This is a genomic window from Scrofimicrobium canadense, from assembly GCF_009696615.1.
Lineage (GTDB): Bacteria > Actinomycetota > Actinomycetes > Actinomycetales > Actinomycetaceae > Scrofimicrobium > Scrofimicrobium canadense.
Genome location: NZ_VULO01000002.1, coordinates 17031 through 35996, shown reverse-complemented (window position 1 = coordinate 35996; position 18966 = coordinate 17031). Strand labels below are relative to the sequence as shown.

The window sequence follows — 18966 nt, the reverse complement described above, 5'->3', positions numbered from 1 at the left end:
TAGGAGCTCCCTTCGAACAACTGTACGATACCAGAGCTAACGCACACGTTGAGGATCGACTGCCCCTTTGCGCCGTGAAGCAGCCATAGCTTGAGCCCACTGTTGCTGCGCAGGGGTCAGTGTCTTCTTGGCGCTCACCCCCCCAGAAAGTGACACCTGGACTGTCCCTTCGCCTTCTGCCCCTAACAAGCCCGTCCCACGCCATGCCTGGCAAATTGCTATTGCCAAAGCATCAGCAGCGTCAGCTGGTCGAGGTGCTTCCTTGAGGCCAAGTATTCGGGCGACCATGTGTTGGACTTGTGCTTTAGAAGCGGTTCCGGAGCCAGAAATAGCTGCTTTCACTTCGGAGGGAGTATGGACAGCGAGTGGAAGTCCCGCGCGTCCAACAGCAGTCATTGCCGCACCCATCACCTGCATTGTCGTTGTAACCGACTGTAGATTATCTTGCGCAAAAACACGCTCTATAGCTACGATCTCTGGCTGGTATCGCGCCAATGCCTGTTCGATGGCGATTGAAATGTCTCTGAGTCGAAAGTGCGTCGCGAGTTTCTTGTCTGAACGCGCCACACTCACAGCAACCAAGGATGCGCGGCGAGCGGCATCAACCTCGACTACACCGATTCCACACCGGGTCAGTCCAGGATCAATGCCGAGGACTCGCACGGCTTATTCCTCGCTCTCGAACTCCGCTTTGGCAGCTTCAGACAAAGTCATGTTGGAATAGACATTTTGCACATCATCGGAGTCTTCCAGTGCGTCGACTAGTCGCAACACTTTACGTGCCGCTTCTGCATCGAGTTCTACCTCTGTAGATGCTTGGAATTCTGCTTCCGCCGAGTTGTAGTCGATTCCAGCGTCCTGGAGTGCTGTTCGAACGGCAACAATATCTCCTGGCTCACAACTGATGATGAAAACATCATCCATTTGTTCGACTTCTTCAGCACCCGCTTCAAGGACCGCTTCCACCAGGCTTTCTTCGTCATTACCTTCGGCAGGTACCTCAATGATGCCGCGGCGAGCAAAGAGATAGGACACTGATCCAGGATCCGCCAAAGATCCACCGTTGCGCGACAGTGCCAAACGAACGTCCGATGCAGCCCGGTTGCGGTTATCGGTAAGACATTCCACCAAGAACGCCACACCACTTGGTCCGTAGCCTTCATACATGACAGTCTGGTAGTCGGCAGCACCTGCCAGTTCACCAGAACCTCGTTTGACGGCGCGATCAATATTGTCAGCGGGGACTGAATTCTTTTTCGCCTTCTGAATCGCATCAAAGAGAGTGGGGTTTCCCGCGGGATCCCCTCCACCCGTTCGCGCAGCAACCTCAATATTCTTGACGAGGCGCGCAAAGAGTTTTCCTCGCTTCGCGTCCAGTGCAGCCTTCTTATGCTTCGTTGTCGCCCACTTCGAATGTCCCGCCATCAATGTTCTCCAAACTCAGATCAAATACATAGGGATTCTACCAGTGGCCTGAGCCCACGTGAGGGCCGCTCCAGATCAGACGGCGAGGCTAACGTTCGATAACGTGTCTACATACTCCGTCCCAACCGGAACGCCAGTGAGATACCATTTGAGCCAGCCCATGCGGATACACGGTTTCGGATGCTGCAAGATCTTCTAGTTCCGATTGAGTAACCCACCGTTCACCCGTAAGAACTTCTCCTTCGAGCTCGGTGCGATGCTCCTTAGCAATATTTTGAGGATTTCCTTGTAGAAATGCTAAATAGAACAACTCATCTTGCCGCGCGGTCACGTTCATAAAATGAAATTGTGCTGAGCGCGACAATACTGGGCCAATCAAATCCTGGGTGGAAACTTGGATACCAGTTTCTTCATACAGTTCCCGCACAGCAGCCTGGCGAGGTTCTTCGCCTGGTTCCAGCCCTCCTCCGACTGTGAACCACCACTGGTGGTCTGGATCGTGTCCGTCGCGTCCATGGAGCAGCAGCAACCGGCCATCGGCCGCAAAGACTACCATCCGTGCGGCCTGTCGGTGGGGAATGCCATCGTCGTCTGGCACCCAGTCTGAACCCAATGTGGTCATTGAGCTGCTCCTCGCAAAGCTTCAAGATGGACGAATTCCTCCCTGATAGCTCCAACGTCGGCAAGGAGACGATTGTCTTGTTCTACAAGGTATGGCCTGACTCCATGGGCTGCCATTGCTTCCTGGTCCATTCCCAGTCTGCGAATTGTACGTATAAATTTTCGTACCATTTTTGGCGCGGGAGGACCAATACGCCTCCCCCATTTTCGAGCGTATCGCCCTGCATAGCGATTGGTCGCCATTCGCACTTCTGAGGCTAGCACCCACCCCGTGACAACATAGGACTCTAGCCCTCTGGCAACACGCTTAGACTGTTTGCCCGCCCATATCAGCAATCCCCCTAGCCACAGGGCTAATAGTGGCATCTCAATGATGAGGTACAAAAGAAGCCAATTTGCCGTCCCCACTGAAGCCAAATAGTTCCACAGCATGTGCACGAGAATTGCAGCGCATAAACCTACGAAGATTCTCCAAACCCATCCCCACAGTTTCGGCCGGCATATGAATGCCCACGCGATCATAAGCCCTGTAAATGAGGTCGCCATGGGGTGAATAAATGGACTCATAACTCCGCGAGCAAAAAGCGTGAGACCCAGAACAGCACTTCCTTGAGCATGGGCTTGAACAAAATAGAGAATATTTTCGACGTAGGCGAAACCAGCTCCCACAAGACCGCCCAATGCCGCGCCCGACAAAGGAGAAACAAGAGAATTCTGAGCCAGCACCATGACCAAGACTACGGCGAGTCCTTTGAAAATTTCCTCACTGAATGGTGCCACAAAAACTGCCGAATAGAACTGGGTAAGGTTCTGGTCACCTGTATAGAGAAGAAAATCGGTACCCAGGAGGGAATTGACAACAATTGCGCCGCCTCCTCCAAGCCCCGCACCGAGAAAAAGACCCATTACCTTATGTCCCCACGACAGGGGTGCCCACCTATCGATCCATGTCAGCACCAGTGTTACGCCCACCAAAGGCACAAGTGCCACAAGAGCGAGAGTCCCAGTTGTGGCGATGGATGAGGGACCACTTGCGAAGACGACCATGGCTGCAAAAGCGGCAATTGCCAAGATAGCGATAACCCACTGCACTATCCCCCATCCCAGCCAGATGCGTTGTGTGTGCACCTCTTCAGTGGGTGCTGGCCCAAGAGTATTGATACCTTCAGCTCGGCGCATGTGCGCTTGTTGTCCTAGTCGGTATTTTTCACCGGGATTCGGGTTTTCAGTTTTCATCATCAAATTCCACAAAGTCTGGGAGGGCAGCTCGCCCCGCCAAGTGAAATACTCGGCAAATGGGCCTGGCCCGAAAATCGCGCACTTGTGCGACATCCTGGTTCACCAATGATCGGGTCACATGCACTCGATATCCGCTAGCAGACAATCCTTCGAGGAGCTGGCTGCCAAAAGGATCGCTGCGCAGTTTCCCAGAGAACTCGGGCACGATGCGACCGATGACATGAGTTAAGTGTGTCTCACATGCATAGCGGGAATCAATGGAACGTTCCGTCCCATCATCGACTAGTTCCGCACTCAGTAACGCTTCTCTAGCAGCTCTCCTCAGTTCAGCTGCTACCTCGGGCGGAAGCAATCCTGAATCCGCGAGTTGTAATGCATCTGATGCGCGGCGCACAAGAGCACGGTCAACGCGAAGCATTCCCTGTAGTACTCGCCGATGTAACCGATCAAGCCTTCGAGCAAGTGACCACAAATAGTAAACAAAAAAGACAATTGCCGCTAATAAAAGTACCAACAGTAGCCATATCCACCACGCCATCACAGATGTCCCCGCTGCCGACCACTAAGTCTTTCCCACAACGTGCCCGTTTCCACTGGCTCCGTCGTTCGCGTAGCAACCTGGTACACGGCAAGTATTTGTTCTGCGACAGTGCTCCAGTCATAGCGCCAGGATTCCTCTTGCGCCAGCCGAGTGCGTTCCTCATTCGGATTTCTGAGCTCGTCGACCAACACCTGAGCCAGATGTGAACTGTCTGCCGTGCGAAAGAGCCGTCCCAATCGTCCGTCGTTGAGAACTGCGGAGAAAGCAGGAATATCTGAGGCAACCACTGCAGCACCCGCTGCCATCGCCTCGACCAAGACGATACCGAAAGACTCACCGCCGGTGTGGGGAGCCACATAAACGTCGGCCGAAGACAAAAGTGTTGCTTTCTCAGCGTCGCTTATTTCGCCTAGTAGTTCTATGGCTTGAGGGTACTGGTCTCGAACAGCTGCCAATGCTTGCGCTTCGCCTCTTCCAGCTATAAGAAACCGCACGCCTGGAATGTGGTCTACAACATCCCCAATAGCACCAGCCAAAACCTCTAGTCCTTTACGTGGCTCGTCGAGTCGGCCCAAGAATACGACAGTTGGAGCTTCAGCACTTCCACCCCACTGAGGAGAAGCCTGCGCCGTAACAAAAGGTCGACAAAAAATACCATTAGGGATGACCACAGCATCAACATCATGGTGTTCCATAAGAGTTCGACGTGCCTCTTCGGAAACTGCAATGCGAGCAGAAATTCTCTCAAAAAACGGCTGCACTAATCCCGAGGTTGCTTTACGTAACAATGAACGGTCCAATGCTGCATGAAACGTTGCCACAATCGGCACTTCAGCATTCATAAGTGCATGGAGGCCAACGGAAGGACTGCCTGGCTCGTGAATATGAACGACATCGAAGTGTCCGTCCTCCAGCCAAGCTCTGGTGCGCACCCCAATGTGGGGTCCAAAAGAGAGCCGTGCAACCGAACCATTGAAGCGCACTGGTACCGCCTCGCCCACAGAAACAAACCATTCCGGAGCGTCCTCGAAAGAGCCCGGCGCCAAGATCGACACCGAGTGTCCTTTAGAAATGAGTTGTTGAGAAAGGTCGAGGATATGCGCTTGCACTCCTCCGGGAGCTTCAAATGAGTATGGGCATACTAATCCAATCTTCATTACTGCGCCCTTTCTCGAGCTCTACGCAAGCGTTCTGGGTCAAGGTCTGCAATAAAAAGTTTCTGCATCATATGCCAGTCAATGAATCCCTCCATCATCGCCGGTTCGATAGCTTTCACCCATTCTCGCGTATACGCTTCTACCCGAGTCTCACCCACGCGGGGTTCTGGAGGCTCAATCGGATCTGTAAAATGCGCATGAACTCTCCACGCACCATTTTCTTTCTTATATGTCATGTGGCCAGCTATAAGGGGGCGATCAAGGCGCAACGCCAATGCTGCGGGGCCGGCTGCAACGAGCGCGCGTGCCGCACCTAGTTGCACCTCAATACCGCGGCCGGTGATATCTCGATCGGCGAGCAACGGCACCAGCGCGGTTCTTCCACGTGTCAGGTCAACAAGAGTGTCAAAAATATGTTCCCCTGGTGCTGCACCTAAAATCTCCATCCCGAGGCTTTCCCGAAATTCCACGAAATCTTTGAAGAGGCTTTCTGGCTCAAGTTTCTCGGCCACCGTAATAATCGGGGCATATCCTTGCGCATACCACGCTCCGGCAATGTCCCAGTTCGCGCTATGCGTCAGAGCGAGGATAACTGGACCATCATTCATCAACGCACGAAGCTCTTGAGCCTTGGGGTACTCAAGCATTTTTACTAGGTAGTCTGTCGACCATCCTGGGAGCGAAAACTGTTGAGCATAGCAGCGAAAATAGGAGCGTACCCCCGCCCGTACTTCAGCAGAGGTGACCTTTCGGTTCAAGAGGTGCTGGTAGTTGCGTCGCAGTTGGCGAACGCTACCAGGGTTGACGAAACTCACCGCATCAGCCGCAATATGAGCTAAGCCCATGAGAATCGACTGCGGTACCTTCGGAGCAAACATCCAGGCCCAGCGGAACAGTGTTTCTCGATTCATTCAGTTGCTTCTTTCAAACCGGTCCAGGTCACCCATATCCTCTGTACGACAGTCACGGTTGAGGCAAACGCCACCCACACCAACCCCACGGCGTAGAGCCAATCTGGGCACCATGAAAGTTCACTAAAACCCGCACTGACGAGGGCAATAACCAGTCGGTCTGTGCGTTCAGCAATCCCTATTTTGGCCACGACCCCCTCGGCTTCAGCCTTCGCTCTCACGTAAGGCACAACTCCGATCGCCGTCATGCATACGATTCCAGCAGCAATCGAAGTGGATCGTATGGCACCATCTGGAAGCCCCCAGATGGCCCACCACAGTAGGCATCCGAAGACGATTCCGTCAGTAATTCGGTCCATGGTCGAATCGAGGAAGGCTCCAAATTGTGAGGATGCTCCCGTCATTCGCGCCAATGTCCCGTCTACCGAATCAGCGAAGAGAATGACCCCTAAGACGATGCCTCCCCAAAAAAGATGACCAGTCGCCAACACAGTTACAGAAATGATCGCGATAAGTAATGATGATGCCAACGTCACCATATTCGGAGTCACGTGCAGCTTTGCCAACAGTTTCGCAAAAGGAGTAAAGATCGTCTTAGCAACGCCGCGACCGTGATTACCCAGCATTGATTCCCCCAAACGCTGCCGCCAGACGCTGCCTTGTGTTCTCCAAGAGCTCCGGAAGCGCCTTCGTCTGCGCAACGATGGGGAAGAAATTGGCATCCCCACCCCAGCGAGGTACTACGTGCTGGTGAAGGTGGGCAGCGATGCCAGCTCCGGCAACACTTCCCTGGTTCATTCCTAAATTGAAGCCCTGCGGAACCAAAACGTCGCGGATCACACGCATCGTCTGTGCAGTAAGAGCCCCGACTTCTACTCTCTCGTCCTCAGTTAGATCTGTGTAATCGGCGACGTGGCGATAGGGGCACACTAAGACATGCCCTGAGTTATACGGGAACAGATTCATCACAACGAAAGCAGTAGTCCCGCGGTGCACGATCAACCCCTCAGCATCCGTCTTGCCGGGAGCCGCGCAGAAAGGACATTGCAGGGCTGAGTCGTCAGATGGACGTTCCTCACCGTCGATATATGCCATCCGGTGAGGAGTCCATAGCCGTTCTAGGCCATCTGGATCACCGGGCAACTCCCCTGAGGCTTCCACATGCATGGACTCTAGACCTCATCATCATTGCGGCGGGCTTGGATATGGGCGATGATACGGGAAATCGCTTCCTCTTTCGGGACACCGTTTTCCTGTGAGCCATCGCGGAAACGGAAAGAAACGGCGTTCTTTTCCACGTCTTCCCCTCCGGCAATGAGAACGAATGGAACCTTTTCCTTTGATGCGTTGCGAATCTTTTTTCCGAAGCGGTCATCACTCTTATCGACTTCCACGCGAACACCGGCAGCGCGCAGTTGTGCGGCAACCTCATCAAGATAACCATCAAAAGCATCAGCGACAGGGATGCAACGCACCTGTACCGGGGCCAACCACGCAGGGAAAGCCCCACCATAATGTTCAACCAGCACCGCGAAAAATCGCTCTATTGAACCAAATAGTGCCCGGTGAATCATCACTGGTCGCTTGCGCTCACCGTCGCGGTCGGTATATTCCAAGTCAAGCCGCTCTGGGGTGTTGAAATCCAGTTGGATTGTCGACATCTGCCATGTACGTCCTAGCGCATCACGAGCCTGGACCGAAATCTTCGGACCATAGAATGCTGCGCCGCCCGGATCATCAACTAGTTCTAACCCTGATTCTTCGGCAACCTCACGTAGGGTATCGGTTGCCTCAGTCCAGAGCTCATCATCACCCACAAATTTCTCAGGGTTCTTCGTTGAAAGCTCCAAATAGAAGTCATCTAATCCGTAGTCGCGCAGCAACTGCAAAATGAATGTCAAAACGGAAGCAATTTCTTCCCGCATTTGTTCGCGAGTCGTATAAATATGCGCATCGTCCTGAGTGAATCCACGAGCCCTCGTAAGTCCATGAACAACACCTGATTTTTCGTAGCGGTACACGGTACCGAACTCGAAGAGTCTCAAAGGAAGGTCCCTGTATGAGCGTCCCCTAGACGAAAAAATGAGTGAGTGCATGGGACAGTTCATGGGCTTGAGATAGTAATCGGCCCCGGGCTTTTCGATCTCTCCAGTTTCTTCATTGTAGGTCGCATCCACCTGCAACGGCGGGAACATTCCGTCTTTATACCAGCCCAGGTGGCCGGAGCGTTCAAAAAGATCGCCTTTTGTAATATGAGGGGTATAAACGAATTCATACCCGCCAGCGGCGTGCTGTCTACGAAGATAGTCTTCCATCTCCATACGCACCGCACCACCCTTGGGGTGGAATACGGCTAAACCCGATCCAATGTCATCAGGGAATGAAAAAAGGTCAAGTTCATTCCCCAGTTTCCGGTGATCGCGACGCTCAGCTTCTGCGATGCGGTCCCGGTATTCCTTTAATTCTGCTTTTGTGGGCCATGCGGTGCCGTAAATACGTTGGAGCTGCGGATTCTTTTCCGACCCACGCCAATAGGCTGCTGCCGAGCGAGTGAGACCAAAACCGTTACCAATCAGCTTGGTTGAGGGTAAATGTGGACCACGACAGAGGTCTTTCCATGCAACTTCACCGTTCTTACGAACATTGTCATATATGGTGAGTTCTCCTGAACCCACTTCTACCGATGAACCATCATCGTCAGACGAACCCGATTTAGTTTCGATGAGTTCTAGTTTGTAAGGCTGGTCTGCAAGTTCTTGACGCGCTTCTTCTTCGGTCACCACGCGGCGACGGAACGTTTGTCCTTCTTTGACGATCTTCGCCATTGCTTTTTCTAAAGACTTCAGATCTTCAGGGGTGAACGGCTGCTCAACACCAAAGTCATAGTAGAAACCGTCCGTGATCGGGGGCCCAATACCGAGGTCAACATCCGGGTTCACCTCCTGAACGGCTTGAGCTAAGACGTGCGCGGCACTGTGTCGCAGAATATTCAGACCATCGGGGCTTTCAAGCGTAATCGACTCGATAACACTGCCATCAGGTATTTCAAAGAAGAGATCACGTGGCTCACCGTCAATCTTCATGGCAACGATGTCGCGCCGGTCCTGGAACCATTGCGTCCCTGTAGTGCCTGCCGGTACCTCTTGAGGGGTTCCGTCAATGGTCACGTGCACTACAGACATGTTTTGCTCCTTATTATTCTCTACCTAGCCCACAGCTAGGTCCACAACTATCTTAGTTCCCTCATTGAGCCTCAGTGGACGAACGTTTCACTGATGCGCGAAGTTTATATGCGGTCTTGAGCGCGCGATATTGCAAGGTTCGTACCGGCACATCCCACAGTCCTGGAACATCCTCGGGAGAAGCAGCAAATTTGCTCTTATATTTACCGACTGCAAACAGCTCTGGTGTGCGAGGTGAGTGAATACCCATGAGGTCAAGCCCTCTAAGCCCCTCCTCACCCAGAAGACAAGCAATCTCGAAATCGAGAGCCGGGACCGCCTGGGCTTGGCGTGAGAGTTGCGAAGAAGCGCCATAGAATGCGGTTCCTTCAGCGCCATTAACCCCTACAAGGTCCCAGGCCGCAAGCTCACCGTCAACACGGGCGGAGTACAACCGAGCGTTTTCCCCCAGACAGTCTAAGAAGTTCCAATAGTGCTGCCGAGGATGCGGTGTGAACCCATCGCGCGCCGCTGTCTCTTCTAACATGCTGTAGTACTCGGCGAACTCTGTGCTAGAGGGAAACTCCTGTTGGATCGTGCCGCCCATTTGTTCCATCTTCTTACGAGCTCGCGTGACCGTGCGCCGACCGTCCTTGGGCATAATCGCCAATGCTGCATCTCGGTCGCCTCGCGCACCATCAATAACAACCGTGCGATCATAACCAATCACGCGCATTGGGTCAGTCATATCCTGGGCAGCGTAGGTAGCGTGCATTCGTACAAAAACAATTGTGGGGTCGCTCTTGCGCAAGTACACTCGCAACGAGTCTCTCAGCTCTTTTTCGCGTTCGGGAGTTGCCTCCTTGAGCCAGACTGGTCCACGTTTCGCCCATAAGAACGGGAAACCTCGCAACGAGTGACGATAGAAGCTGGCAACTGCAATAACTTTGCCGTCTTCCTCCCAGATAAAACGCCCTGCAAGGGGATGTCCATCAGCAGTGGAAAACTTCTGCCACACCGATGACTGCTCTAGTGGCAGTGCACTGCCCCCCGATGTGGCTACTCGAATGTCTTCAGCGGATGCTGGGCGAATCTCAAGCATCACTACTCCTAGGGAAATACGCGGCGAACTTCCGGTGATAGTTCATTTTTTGGAGTGCAACCACGATCTTGCGTCGCATGTTCTTCTCATGAGGCGCTTCCAGCGGACTCACCATCTTTCCATCATCTGCTAGGCGCTTTGCCACAGCAACCAACTCTGCATCATCAACGTATCGCCTGATGAGTGACATCGGCACCAACGAGTAGAGCACTTCATGTGAAGCAATCTGTACGTTCAGTTGTTCTCCGTCGACGAGGTCTTCAACCATCACCTGCATCGGATTCACCCCGGCTGCAGCAACATAGTACGAATTGCGTCCGATGCGGGGGTTCACCTCGAAAAAATAAACCTTGCCATCGCGCGGGTCAATCTTGAGATCAAAATTGGCGAACCCGCGATAGTTTGCGGCAGCCAAAATAGCCTGCGCCTGTTCCCACAAATCGGGGAACTTGCGCGTAATCATCGCCACGGGATTCCCCACCATCGTCGGCGAGTGATCTTCCAAGAGAACCCGCGCACCAGCCAGCATCGTAGCCGTGCCATGAGAATCTACGTAAAGAGTGAGCGACACCATTTGTGAGTCAGGACCAGGAATAGTCTCTTGGACCAGAAATTTTCCTTGGAACCCCGCCGTGCGCAAACGTTGCCATAAAGACGATAGTTCTTCTGGAGTGTCAATAAACCAGATCTTCTTTTTGCCCTCTAACGTCAACCTGTCATATTCATCTCCAGACGCAGCCTTGGCAACGACAGGGAAACCAAAAGGAATCTCAGGGACATCGCTGCCACTGAGATCCACAACGACCGTGGGAGGTGTGAGTGCCCCGTGTTCCGAACACACCTGCGCAAATGAGTCTTTTCTGCACAACTTATTCATTGCATCCTGCGAAGGAAAGGGAACCACATAGTCGGGCTCAAGCTGCTCTCGAAACGCGGCAGCAAAGGACGCTCTGGCATCTGTGTTAGCTAGCAACACCAACTGACTATCGGTGTGAAGCGCTGCTATACCCTGTAGCACAGCAAGAAGCTCTTCATCATTGATGCCTGCTGGAATATGCTCAACCGATGCGAGTGAAGAACGTGTAATGATCTCTGCGGGTGCATTCGATACGAAAATAGACTTCACGTTGAACGCTTCATAAAACTCGAGGGCCAAAGCATACGCTCCGGCGTCGCCACCGAGGATCACTGGCAGCAGTTCTTTTCTCTTCACTTGGGGAAGTCTATCAAGGAGGCCGACCTGCGGGGAGCTGGCACCTCGATGCGTCGGGCTTTCGTACAGCAGAAGGTGGCACCAGAAGAATGCGGAAATCCTCTCAGAAGATTTCTGTCCCCGACGGCCATGGATGCCTGTCAAAAGCCGTTTGCCAAAACAACAACTCATAACGGGTGGCACGTAGAAAAGCAGTAGTCATCTCTTTCTTCGTTTTCTGGTCAGCCTCGCGTGCAGCAGCGTTGACAAACTCTTTTGCTTTTTCGGCGCTTTCTTGAAAGGCGATCCCGTCATACTCGGCGACCCACTGCGAATAAGGATGCGAGGGGTTTGCGGATAGCACTTTCTTCGCTGAATCTGCAATCCGGCTGGATACGTCTGCATATATCCAAAAACACGGCAATACGGCAGCGGCACCGATGGGATACGAGGTTGTCGCTGCAGTGGCAACCAAGTAAGAAAAATAGGCTAAACATGTCGGAGAAGGTTCTCGATCACGCTGGGGAATCCGCTCGATGTCACTTTCCAAAACGCTTTGGTGTAAAAGTATTTCTTCCGCGGCAGCGTCACTGGCGGCTCGTGCCCAAAACGCCCCTGCATCGGAATTGTCAGCATGCGTGGCAACCAAAGCTAGTGCTTTAGAATAGTTCGCCAAATATATCGAATCTTGATACATATAGAAATAGAAGTCTTCAAGAGGGAGAGTTCCATTGCCCAGTAATGTAAGAAACTCCAAGTTATAGATTTGGTGTCTCAGTGATTCTGAGGCGTCCCACAACTCATCAGTAAACGTAGCCATCAGGTACGACATCCCTTCGTCAGCATTATCTGCATCAGGTTTTTCGGGTTTTATCTCAGCCACTCCATAGGGAAGCAGCACCCCGTGTCACAACACAATCGTTACCATAGCATGTCTACTAGATAGCAACATTTCGCCTCACATATGGCAGTGCGGCGGCGATATTGCCACCCCTTATCGCGCGCTGAGCTGACTTAGACTATTCGGTGGCAATGCCGACGCTCACTGGTTTTTCCTCAGAACTCCCACTCTGCATTCTGTGGATTCTCACGATAAAACCTACGCCGAAAATCAAGCATGCAATACAGGCGCCTATGAGGAGTCTCAATTGCTCGTATCCAAGGGGGGCTAGTCCGTCAACGCTACTAATAGCCCAGAGGAAGCCGAGTGCGAACGCCAGTGCCACAACACACAGAACACAGTCAAGTCGATAGATGGGAACGAAAACTTGTCTCGATTGCACGAATCTGCTCAAAATAAGGGTCCCCAGCGAAATCGTGAGTGCACCTCCACACACGACAGTCGCTGGGCGCACCACAGTGTCATGAGATAACGTTGCTGACCATGCCCATAGGAGCAATAGAATATTGATCACCGCAAAAGGAATTGACGACGTGAGATTGCGGTTGAATTCCACGTTTCTCTCAGTTTCATTCGCCATTACTGCTCCTACCTATTGATGTAAGTATTCTTGACCGCTCACATCCGACGCTTCACCCTCGAAAACTGATCACAACATTTCGGTACTTGGCAAACCCCCGCGTTCGCGCAACAGGTAGGCATAATGCCCGCCTATGACGATAATATCCCGTCATCCCCGCTTACCCACATCATTTGCTCCATAGTGCACCGTTATGTTGTATCGATACATTGCCATTTGTTTCGCGTCAGTGCTGGATTCTCACGTTCACTCCCGCATACTTGCAGGCAGCGGCTACCCGACCCACCGAGTTTGCGAGCATTCGCATGCCACGGGTGGCCAGCTTTTTCCCACATATGGAATCAGAGCGCGACCACGTCACCGCGGAACGAAACCTGGGCCGCTTCAAACGCATCGGATTTGGCTTCACCAACTTCAACAACTACAAAACCAGAGTCCTCCTCTACACCAGCAAACCCCACCGGAAAACACTCGACTCAATCACCATCACCTAACCCACACCCCACCAAACTCCCAAGAACCACCAAAGTCCGAAGAGCCATAAAAGTGCGAATGGCTGACTGAATGGCTGACTTAGTACAAAAAAAGACCCGACCGCTGGGGCCGAGTTTTCGTTGCTATTTCAATGGTGGGCGATACTGGGATCGAACCAGTGACCTCTTCCGTGTGAAGGAAGCGCGCTACCCCTGCGCCAATCGCCCGAGGTGGGTACGGGATTCGAACCCGTGTATACGGCTTTGCAGGCCGCTGCCTCGCCTCTCGGCCAACCCACCAAATCTCCACACTGGATCGCATCATTCCATTGGGTTGACCACCCGCGGAGCAGAGCGGATGACGGGACTCGAACCCGCGACCCTCACCTTGGCAAGGTGATGCTCTACCAACTGAGCCACATCCGCGTGTTTGGCTAAGTCATATTGAGTTATATCGTGGGCCGTACTGGGATCGAACCAGTGACCTCTTCCGTGTCAGGGAAGCGCGCTACCGCTGCGCCAACGGCCCGAGCGGATGACGGGACTCGAACCCGCGACCCTCACCTTGGCAAGGTGATGCTCTACCAACTGAGCCACATCCGCGCGTTTGCCGGGGTTACCGGCGAACAGATAAGACTTTATCAGGTCAAGGTGGCCTTCAACAATTCCGATTCTGCGGCAGTTATCACACGAATGAGATAAGACTCTATTCGGCGTGGAATTCCAACGATTGCTCAAAGTGCACCTAGTCTGGTCAAGTGACTATTCATGAGCCACCGCACGATTTCGTCAACGCACTGTTGTCGATTCGTGACGCAAACCTGCCTGATGGACTTCTGGTGAAAGAAGTCCCCGCGCCGGGGCGCCTGGCCCCATATGCTGCCGCGATCAACCTCACAACTGAGGCTGAACAGGGAGATCATCCGCTGGCTCATTCAACTTTTGTCCTACTTTATGACCCCGAGCAAACAGACAATTGGGGCGGTGACTTGCGCCTCGTGGGCCATGTGCGCACTCAGATCGACCAAGAAATGAGTGCAGATCCAGTGTTAGTCGATATGACGTGGGCAGATTTTCTCACTTCTTTGGACGAGGCAGGGGCGCACTACGAATCACCACTGGGTACTGTAACCCGGGAACTGTCGCAGTCCTTTGGCGGTCTTGAATTGCGCGCGTCGGCACTCAATATTGAGTTACGTTGCTCATGGACGCCCCAGTCACAAATCGGCAACCACTATGAAGCATGGGCGAATTTTATTCTTCTTACCGCAGGCTGCGGTGAGGATCATCCGTTTGGACTAGAGGTTCGTGGTGACTGAAGAAACCGTACAGAAATCGCTTCCAGTATTGCGCCAACCGGCTTCTGGAGTTCCCAGTATTATCGACACGCCGGAGGGGCTTGCGGGCGCAATCGAGGCCATGTCTTCTCTTACGACACCAGTTGCTATCGATACCGAGCGCGCTCAGGGCTTTCGTTACGATGGTTCAGCCCGCCTCGTCCAGATCAAGAGGCCGGGAGCGGGAATCTTTCTTATCGATTCTGAGGCGCTATCCGATCTGCGCCCGCTCGCCGATGTCCTCGACTCTCCATGGATATTTCATGCTCCCGGCGGAGACCTACTCCCGCTGGCAGAGCTAGGAATGGTACCCCCATCACTATTCGACACCGAGTTAGCCGCTCGGCTTACTGGCGTTGAGAGTTTTTCACTACGCGGTGTCTGCGAAGCCGTCTTAGGGGTGAGCTTGGATAAGTCGCATCAAAACGAAGACTGGTCTCTACGCCCGCTTCCTACCGACTGGTTGCGTTACGCGGCCCTCGACGTAGAGCTGCTTCCCCAGCTTCGTGAGGCACTCCTCGCTCGTTTGGAGGCTTTGGGACGCCTTGACTGGGCCGAGCAAGAGTTCGGCTATCTACTTACGCATCCCAACGTGCCTAAGGCGAATATTTGGCAAAACCTCAAAGGTGTGTCCCGCGCAAAGAAGCCCGAACAGCTGGCTATCGTGCAAGAACTCTGGAATACCCGCGAGATCCTTGCAGAAGAGTTAGATATTGCTCCCTCGCGGTTATTGTCCTCAGCAGGCATTATTGCAGCGGCTCTTACAAACCCGGGAACCCGCAGAAAGATGCAGAACATTGAGGAATTCCGGAGGCCGCGTGCGCGGGCTCACACCGACCGGTGGTGGACCGCTATCCGCAGGGCTCAAGAGTTGCCTCGCGAGGAACGACCTACGCTAGACACGCATAGGGAGGGGCCTCCGCCAGCACGTTTTTGGAAACGGCAGGACCCTAAAGCCTTTGAACGCCTCCAGAAGGTACGGGAAGCTGTAACGAAGGTTGCCGATTCATTGAAATTGGCTCCAGAAATTGTTCTGGAGCCGCGGGTTCAACGGATACTTGCATGGGATGAGCCCAGAAATACTGAAGAAACACTCGTTCTTGCGGATGCTCGCCCATGGCAGATTGAACAGGTCTTGCCAGAACTTGTCGCGATAGAAGGCTAATGGACAACGAGTCCGCGGTGCCGAAAAATCGCACGTGCGGCTTCTGTCTGTTCTGCGCTAGGAGGCTCCACATCGGCCAGTTGATAGTTCATGCCTAGGGTTTCCCACTTGTCCCGACCCATCTGATGGAACGGTAGAACCTCTACCCGCCGACATGTTGCGATGCCAGCAGCTAGGTCTGCAACCCGATCGATGTTATCCGGGAAGTCCGTGAGTCCAGGCACTAGAACGAAGCGCACCCAGACATCTACCTGAGCAGCTTCCAAACGCTGCGCAAAATCAAGGGTAGGAGCCAAATCGCGGCCCGTGACCCGATGATATGTTTCTTCATCACCGGATTTGATGTCCAATAGACATAGGTCAAGCTTCTCAAGCATTGCGTCTGTGCAGCGCCAGCCCAGGTTACCGGAGGTGTCGATAGCCGTATGAATTCCCACGGCTTTAGCAGCGGTGAGCATACGGTCGATGACGCGCGGTTGCATCAGGGGTTCTCCACCCGAAAGTGTGATTCCACCGCTGGTGCGTTCAAAAATACGCTGGTATCGCAGCATTCGATCAATGAGCTCCGAGGTGGGGACCATCTGCCCCCGGCGCATTTCCATTGTGTCTGGGTTGTGACAGTAAAGGCACCTGAGCGGACAACCTGAAAAGAATACTGTCATGCGGGTGCCTGGGCCGTCTACTGCAGTCACCAACTCCCACGAATGAACAGATGCGAGCTCACCCATGTGCAGCGCACGAGCTTGCTCAGCACGCTCTAATTCTGTCGCAGCATCAATCCCAGCTAATCCTGCGCCGGGAAGACGAGCTGTATCGTGGTCGGCGCGAGCGGGGGCATATTCCCCACTCACGCCGTCTACGTTTGGGTTACTAGTCACACGCGATCGTGGAATGTCCGTGAGATAACGTCCATCTGCTGTTCTTTCGTAAGACGCACGAAGTTCACAGCATAGCCCGAAACACGAATGGTCAGCTGAGGATACTTCTCAGGGTGTTCCATTGCGTCATAGAGGGTTTCACGGTTAAGCACGTTGACGTTCATATGGTAGCCCTCTTCACCCATATAAGAGTCGAGCAGACCCACCAAGTTGGTGGTTTGTTCGTTATCGGTACGGCCCAATCCTGAAGGCACAACCGTATTGGTAAGTGAAATACCATCTTGGGCGTGCTCATAAGGAATCTTGGCAACCGACAACGCCGAAGCTAGCATCCCGTGAGTATCTCGTCCGTTCATCGGGTTGGCACCAGGGGCAAAAGGCTCACCCTTGCGACGACCATCAGGAGTGTTACCAGTGTGCTTTCCGTACACCACATTTGAGGTGATGGTCAGTACCGACTGGGTATGGACCGAGTCACGGTAGGTCGGGAATTTACGGACCTTCTCCATGAAAGACTCAACCAGTTCAACCGCAATCGAATCCACGCGATCGTCGTCATTACCAAACTTCGGGAAGTCTCCCTCAATCAGATAGTCAGTAACCAAGCCGTTATCATCGCGAACCGGAACAACCTTGGCGTATTTGATGGCAGAAAGAGAGTCCGCGGCAACCGAAAGACCGGCAATGCCACAAGCCATGGTGCGCAAGATTTCTGAATCATGCAATGCCATCTCTATACGCTCATAGGCGTACTTGTCATGCATGTAATGGATGCAGTTCAATGCATCCACATAAGTCTGTGCAAGCCAATCCATGAGGACATCAAACTTCGCCCGAACATCATCATAGTCAAGGACTTCGCCTTCAACTACCGGTGTGGGAGGGGCAATTTGCTCTCCTGTGTTTTCATCACGACCGCCATTGATGGCGTACAGCAGTGCTTTTGCGAGGTTGACCCGCGCGCCAAAGAACTGCATCTGCTTGCCGATTTCCATCGCAGAGACGCAGCATGCAATGCCAGCGTCATCGCCCCAGGAGTTACGAATCAACGAATCAGATTCATACTGGATCGCTGAAGTGTCAATGGAGGTTTTTGCACAGAACTCTTTGAAACCTTCTGGTAGCTGCTCTGACCACAGTACAGTGAGGTTTGGTTCAGGTGCTGGACCCAAGTTGTAGAGGGTCTGCAACATCCGGAAAGAGTTCTTGGTAACCAAGGTTCGCCCGTCACATCCGGTACCGCCGATTGTCTCTGTCACCCACGTTGGGTCACCCGAGAAGAGCTGATCATATTCCGGTGTGCGTAGGAAGCGAACAATACGCAGTTTGATGACAAAATCATCAATAATTTCTTGTGCTTCTTTTTCCGTGATGAGTCCCTGTTCAAGATCACGCTGGAAGTAGATATCCAAGAAGGTCGAGGTCCGGCCCAGACTCATTGCTGCGCCGTTTTGTTCCTTAACTGCGGCAAGGTATCCAAAGTAAAGCCACTGCACAGCTTCTTTAGCGTTAGAAGCTGGCTGTGAAATGTCATAGCCGTACGAGGCGGCCATTGCTTTGAGTTCCTGTAGCGCCCGAATCTGCTCAGCAATTTCTTCACGCAACTGGATAACCTTGTCCGTGGAGAACTCATTCTCTAAAGCTACTTTGTCGGCTTTTTTCGCCTCTATGAGGCGATCAACACCGTACAAAGCTACCCGCCGGTAGTCACCTATGATCCGCCCACGACCGTAAGCATCAGGCAGACCAGTCACAATGTGTGAGTGACGTGCAAGACGCACATTCTTGGGATAGACATCGAAAACACCTTGGTTGTGAGTCTTGCGATATACGGTGAAGATCTCTTTGATGACGGGATCAACTTCGTAACCGTATGTCTTGAGGGCTCCCTCAACCATGCGCCAGCCGCCATTGGGGATCATGGCCCTCTTGAGAGGTGCATCTGTCTGCAATCCGACAATCACATTGTCGTCGTCGCTAATGTAACCGGGATCATGTGAATCGATGCGTCCTGGAGTATGGGTATCGATGTCGTAGACACCCTTTTCACGCTCTTCTGGGAACATCTCCGACAAGGTTTGCCACACACGTTCAGTTCGCTCTGTAGGCCCTTCAAGGAACGAGGCATCGCCGGTATATGGCGTGTAGTTAGTCTGAACGAAGTCCCGTACGCTGATGGTTTTTTCCCATTCTCCGGGAGTAAACCCGCGCCACGCTACACTTGCTTCGGCGGATTGCGTTTCAGTGGAGGTAGCCACTCTGTCTCCTACCCTCAAAATTACT

General features: G+C 53.0%; 19 protein-coding genes, 5 tRNA genes and 1 riboswitch. Of the genes, 3 read left to right on the top strand and 21 right to left on the bottom strand.

Features of this window, described 5'->3' with window-relative positions:
- Positions 1-36: 36 nt before the first annotated feature.
- The 14 genes from ruvC to FYJ24_RS01675 form a co-directional block, all read right to left on the bottom strand.
- Positions 37-663 carry a crossover junction endodeoxyribonuclease RuvC gene (ruvC, locus tag FYJ24_RS01740; RefSeq protein ID WP_318656443.1) on the bottom strand — a complete coding sequence of 209 codons (627 nt, stop codon included), beginning with the start codon at positions 661-663 and terminating at the stop codon, positions 37-39.
- A 3-nt stretch (positions 664-666) separates the two neighbouring features.
- Positions 667-1425, bottom strand: a complete 759-nt coding sequence (locus FYJ24_RS01735) for a YebC/PmpR family DNA-binding transcriptional regulator (protein ID WP_154543022.1) — start codon at positions 1423-1425, stop codon at positions 667-669.
- An 88-nt stretch (positions 1426-1513) separates the two neighbouring features.
- The gene (locus tag FYJ24_RS01730; RefSeq protein ID WP_154543020.1) at positions 1514-2047 is read right to left on the bottom strand and encodes an NUDIX hydrolase; all 534 of its coding nucleotides are present in this window, start codon (positions 2045-2047) and stop codon (positions 1514-1516) included.
- Positions 2044-3285, bottom strand: a complete 1242-nt coding sequence (locus FYJ24_RS01725) for a PrsW family intramembrane metalloprotease (RefSeq protein WP_206192436.1) — start codon at positions 3283-3285, stop codon at positions 2044-2046. Before FYJ24_RS01725 ends, FYJ24_RS01730 begins: the two co-directional genes overlap by 4 nt.
- A complete protein-coding gene (locus FYJ24_RS01720) occupies positions 3272-3823 on the bottom strand; it encodes a hypothetical protein (RefSeq protein WP_154543016.1) in 552 nt (183 codons plus the stop codon). The genes FYJ24_RS01725 and FYJ24_RS01720 overlap by 14 nt, the downstream gene beginning before the upstream one ends.
- Positions 3823-4983, bottom strand: coding sequence for a glycosyltransferase family 4 protein (locus FYJ24_RS01715; protein ID WP_154543014.1), 1161 nt, complete (start codon positions 4981-4983; stop codon positions 3823-3825). The genes FYJ24_RS01720 and FYJ24_RS01715 overlap by 1 nt, the downstream gene beginning before the upstream one ends.
- The gene (locus tag FYJ24_RS01710; protein WP_154543012.1) at positions 4983-5894 is read right to left on the bottom strand and encodes a phosphatidylinositol mannoside acyltransferase; all 912 of its coding nucleotides are present in this window, start codon (positions 5892-5894) and stop codon (positions 4983-4985) included. Before FYJ24_RS01710 ends, FYJ24_RS01715 begins: the two co-directional genes overlap by 1 nt.
- On the bottom strand, positions 5891-6520 hold the full coding sequence (gene pgsA, locus FYJ24_RS01705) for a phosphatidylinositol phosphate synthase (RefSeq protein ID WP_154543004.1): 630 nt from the start codon (positions 6518-6520) through the stop codon (positions 5891-5893). Before pgsA ends, FYJ24_RS01710 begins: the two co-directional genes overlap by 4 nt.
- The gene (locus FYJ24_RS01700) at positions 6510-7061 is read right to left on the bottom strand and encodes an HIT family protein (RefSeq protein WP_154543002.1); all 552 of its coding nucleotides are present in this window, start codon (positions 7059-7061) and stop codon (positions 6510-6512) included. Before FYJ24_RS01700 ends, pgsA begins: the two co-directional genes overlap by 11 nt.
- A 5-nt stretch (positions 7062-7066) precedes the next feature.
- On the bottom strand, positions 7067-9076 hold the full coding sequence (gene thrS, locus FYJ24_RS01695; RefSeq protein WP_154543000.1) for a threonine--tRNA ligase: 2010 nt from the start codon (positions 9074-9076) through the stop codon (positions 7067-7069).
- 61 nt (positions 9077-9137) lie between these two features.
- Complete coding sequence (locus tag FYJ24_RS01690; protein WP_154542998.1) at positions 9138-10157, bottom strand: lipid II:glycine glycyltransferase FemX; 1020 nt, start codon at positions 10155-10157, stop codon at positions 9138-9140.
- Positions 10150-11370 carry a carboxylate--amine ligase gene (locus tag FYJ24_RS01685; RefSeq protein ID WP_318656442.1) on the bottom strand — a complete coding sequence of 407 codons (1221 nt, stop codon included), beginning with the start codon at positions 11368-11370 and terminating at the stop codon, positions 10150-10152. The genes FYJ24_RS01690 and FYJ24_RS01685 overlap by 8 nt, the downstream gene beginning before the upstream one ends.
- Positions 11371-11473: 103 nt before the next feature.
- Positions 11474-12169, bottom strand: coding sequence for a TenA family protein (locus FYJ24_RS01680; RefSeq protein ID WP_206192435.1), 696 nt, complete (start codon positions 12167-12169; stop codon positions 11474-11476).
- Positions 12164-12264: riboswitch (TPP riboswitch) on the bottom strand. Its footprint overlaps the gene before it by 6 nt.
- A 104-nt stretch (positions 12265-12368) precedes the next feature.
- The gene (locus FYJ24_RS01675) at positions 12369-12830 is read right to left on the bottom strand and encodes a hypothetical protein (protein ID WP_154542992.1); all 462 of its coding nucleotides are present in this window, start codon (positions 12828-12830) and stop codon (positions 12369-12371) included.
- A 209-nt stretch (positions 12831-13039) separates the two neighbouring features.
- Between FYJ24_RS01675 and FYJ24_RS01670 the strand changes: the two genes are divergently transcribed.
- Entirely contained in the window at positions 13040-13324 is a 285-nt protein-coding gene (locus tag FYJ24_RS01670; protein WP_206192434.1) for a hypothetical protein, read from the top strand.
- 132 nt (positions 13325-13456) lie between these two features.
- On the opposite strand, the gene FYJ24_RS01665 is transcribed toward FYJ24_RS01670, so the two are convergent.
- The 5 genes from FYJ24_RS01665 to FYJ24_RS01645 form a co-directional block, all read right to left on the bottom strand.
- Positions 13457-13531, bottom strand: a tRNA-Val gene (locus FYJ24_RS01665).
- A gap of 1 nt (position 13532) precedes the next feature.
- Positions 13533-13603 (bottom strand) — tRNA-Cys (locus FYJ24_RS01660).
- Positions 13604-13656: 53 nt separating this feature from the next.
- Positions 13657-13729 (bottom strand) — tRNA-Gly (locus FYJ24_RS01655).
- 31 nt (positions 13730-13760) lie between these two features.
- Positions 13761-13832, bottom strand: a tRNA-Val gene (locus FYJ24_RS01650).
- Position 13833: 1 nt separating this feature from the next.
- A tRNA-Gly gene (locus FYJ24_RS01645) sits at positions 13834-13906 on the bottom strand.
- 155 nt (positions 13907-14061) lie between these two features.
- Between FYJ24_RS01645 and FYJ24_RS01640 the strand changes: the two genes are divergently transcribed.
- Positions 14062-14622 carry a DUF3000 family protein gene (locus FYJ24_RS01640; RefSeq protein ID WP_154542988.1) on the top strand — a complete coding sequence of 187 codons (561 nt, stop codon included), beginning with the start codon at positions 14062-14064 and terminating at the stop codon, positions 14620-14622.
- The gene (locus tag FYJ24_RS01635) at positions 14615-15805 is read left to right on the top strand and encodes an HRDC domain-containing protein (protein ID WP_154542986.1); all 1191 of its coding nucleotides are present in this window, start codon (positions 14615-14617) and stop codon (positions 15803-15805) included. The genes FYJ24_RS01640 and FYJ24_RS01635 overlap by 8 nt, the downstream gene beginning before the upstream one ends.
- On the opposite strand, the gene pflA is transcribed toward FYJ24_RS01635, so the two are convergent.
- Together pflA and pflB are read right to left on the bottom strand one after the other, a co-directional pair.
- The gene (gene pflA / locus FYJ24_RS01630; protein WP_318656441.1) at positions 15802-16683 is read right to left on the bottom strand and encodes a pyruvate formate-lyase-activating protein; all 882 of its coding nucleotides are present in this window, start codon (positions 16681-16683) and stop codon (positions 15802-15804) included. The two genes, FYJ24_RS01635 and pflA, sit on opposite strands and share 4 nt — an antisense overlap.
- A complete protein-coding gene (gene pflB / locus FYJ24_RS01625; RefSeq protein WP_318656440.1) occupies positions 16680-18941 on the bottom strand; it encodes a formate C-acetyltransferase in 2262 nt (753 codons plus the stop codon). The genes pflA and pflB overlap by 4 nt, the downstream gene beginning before the upstream one ends.
- Positions 18942-18966 lie beyond the last annotated feature (25 nt).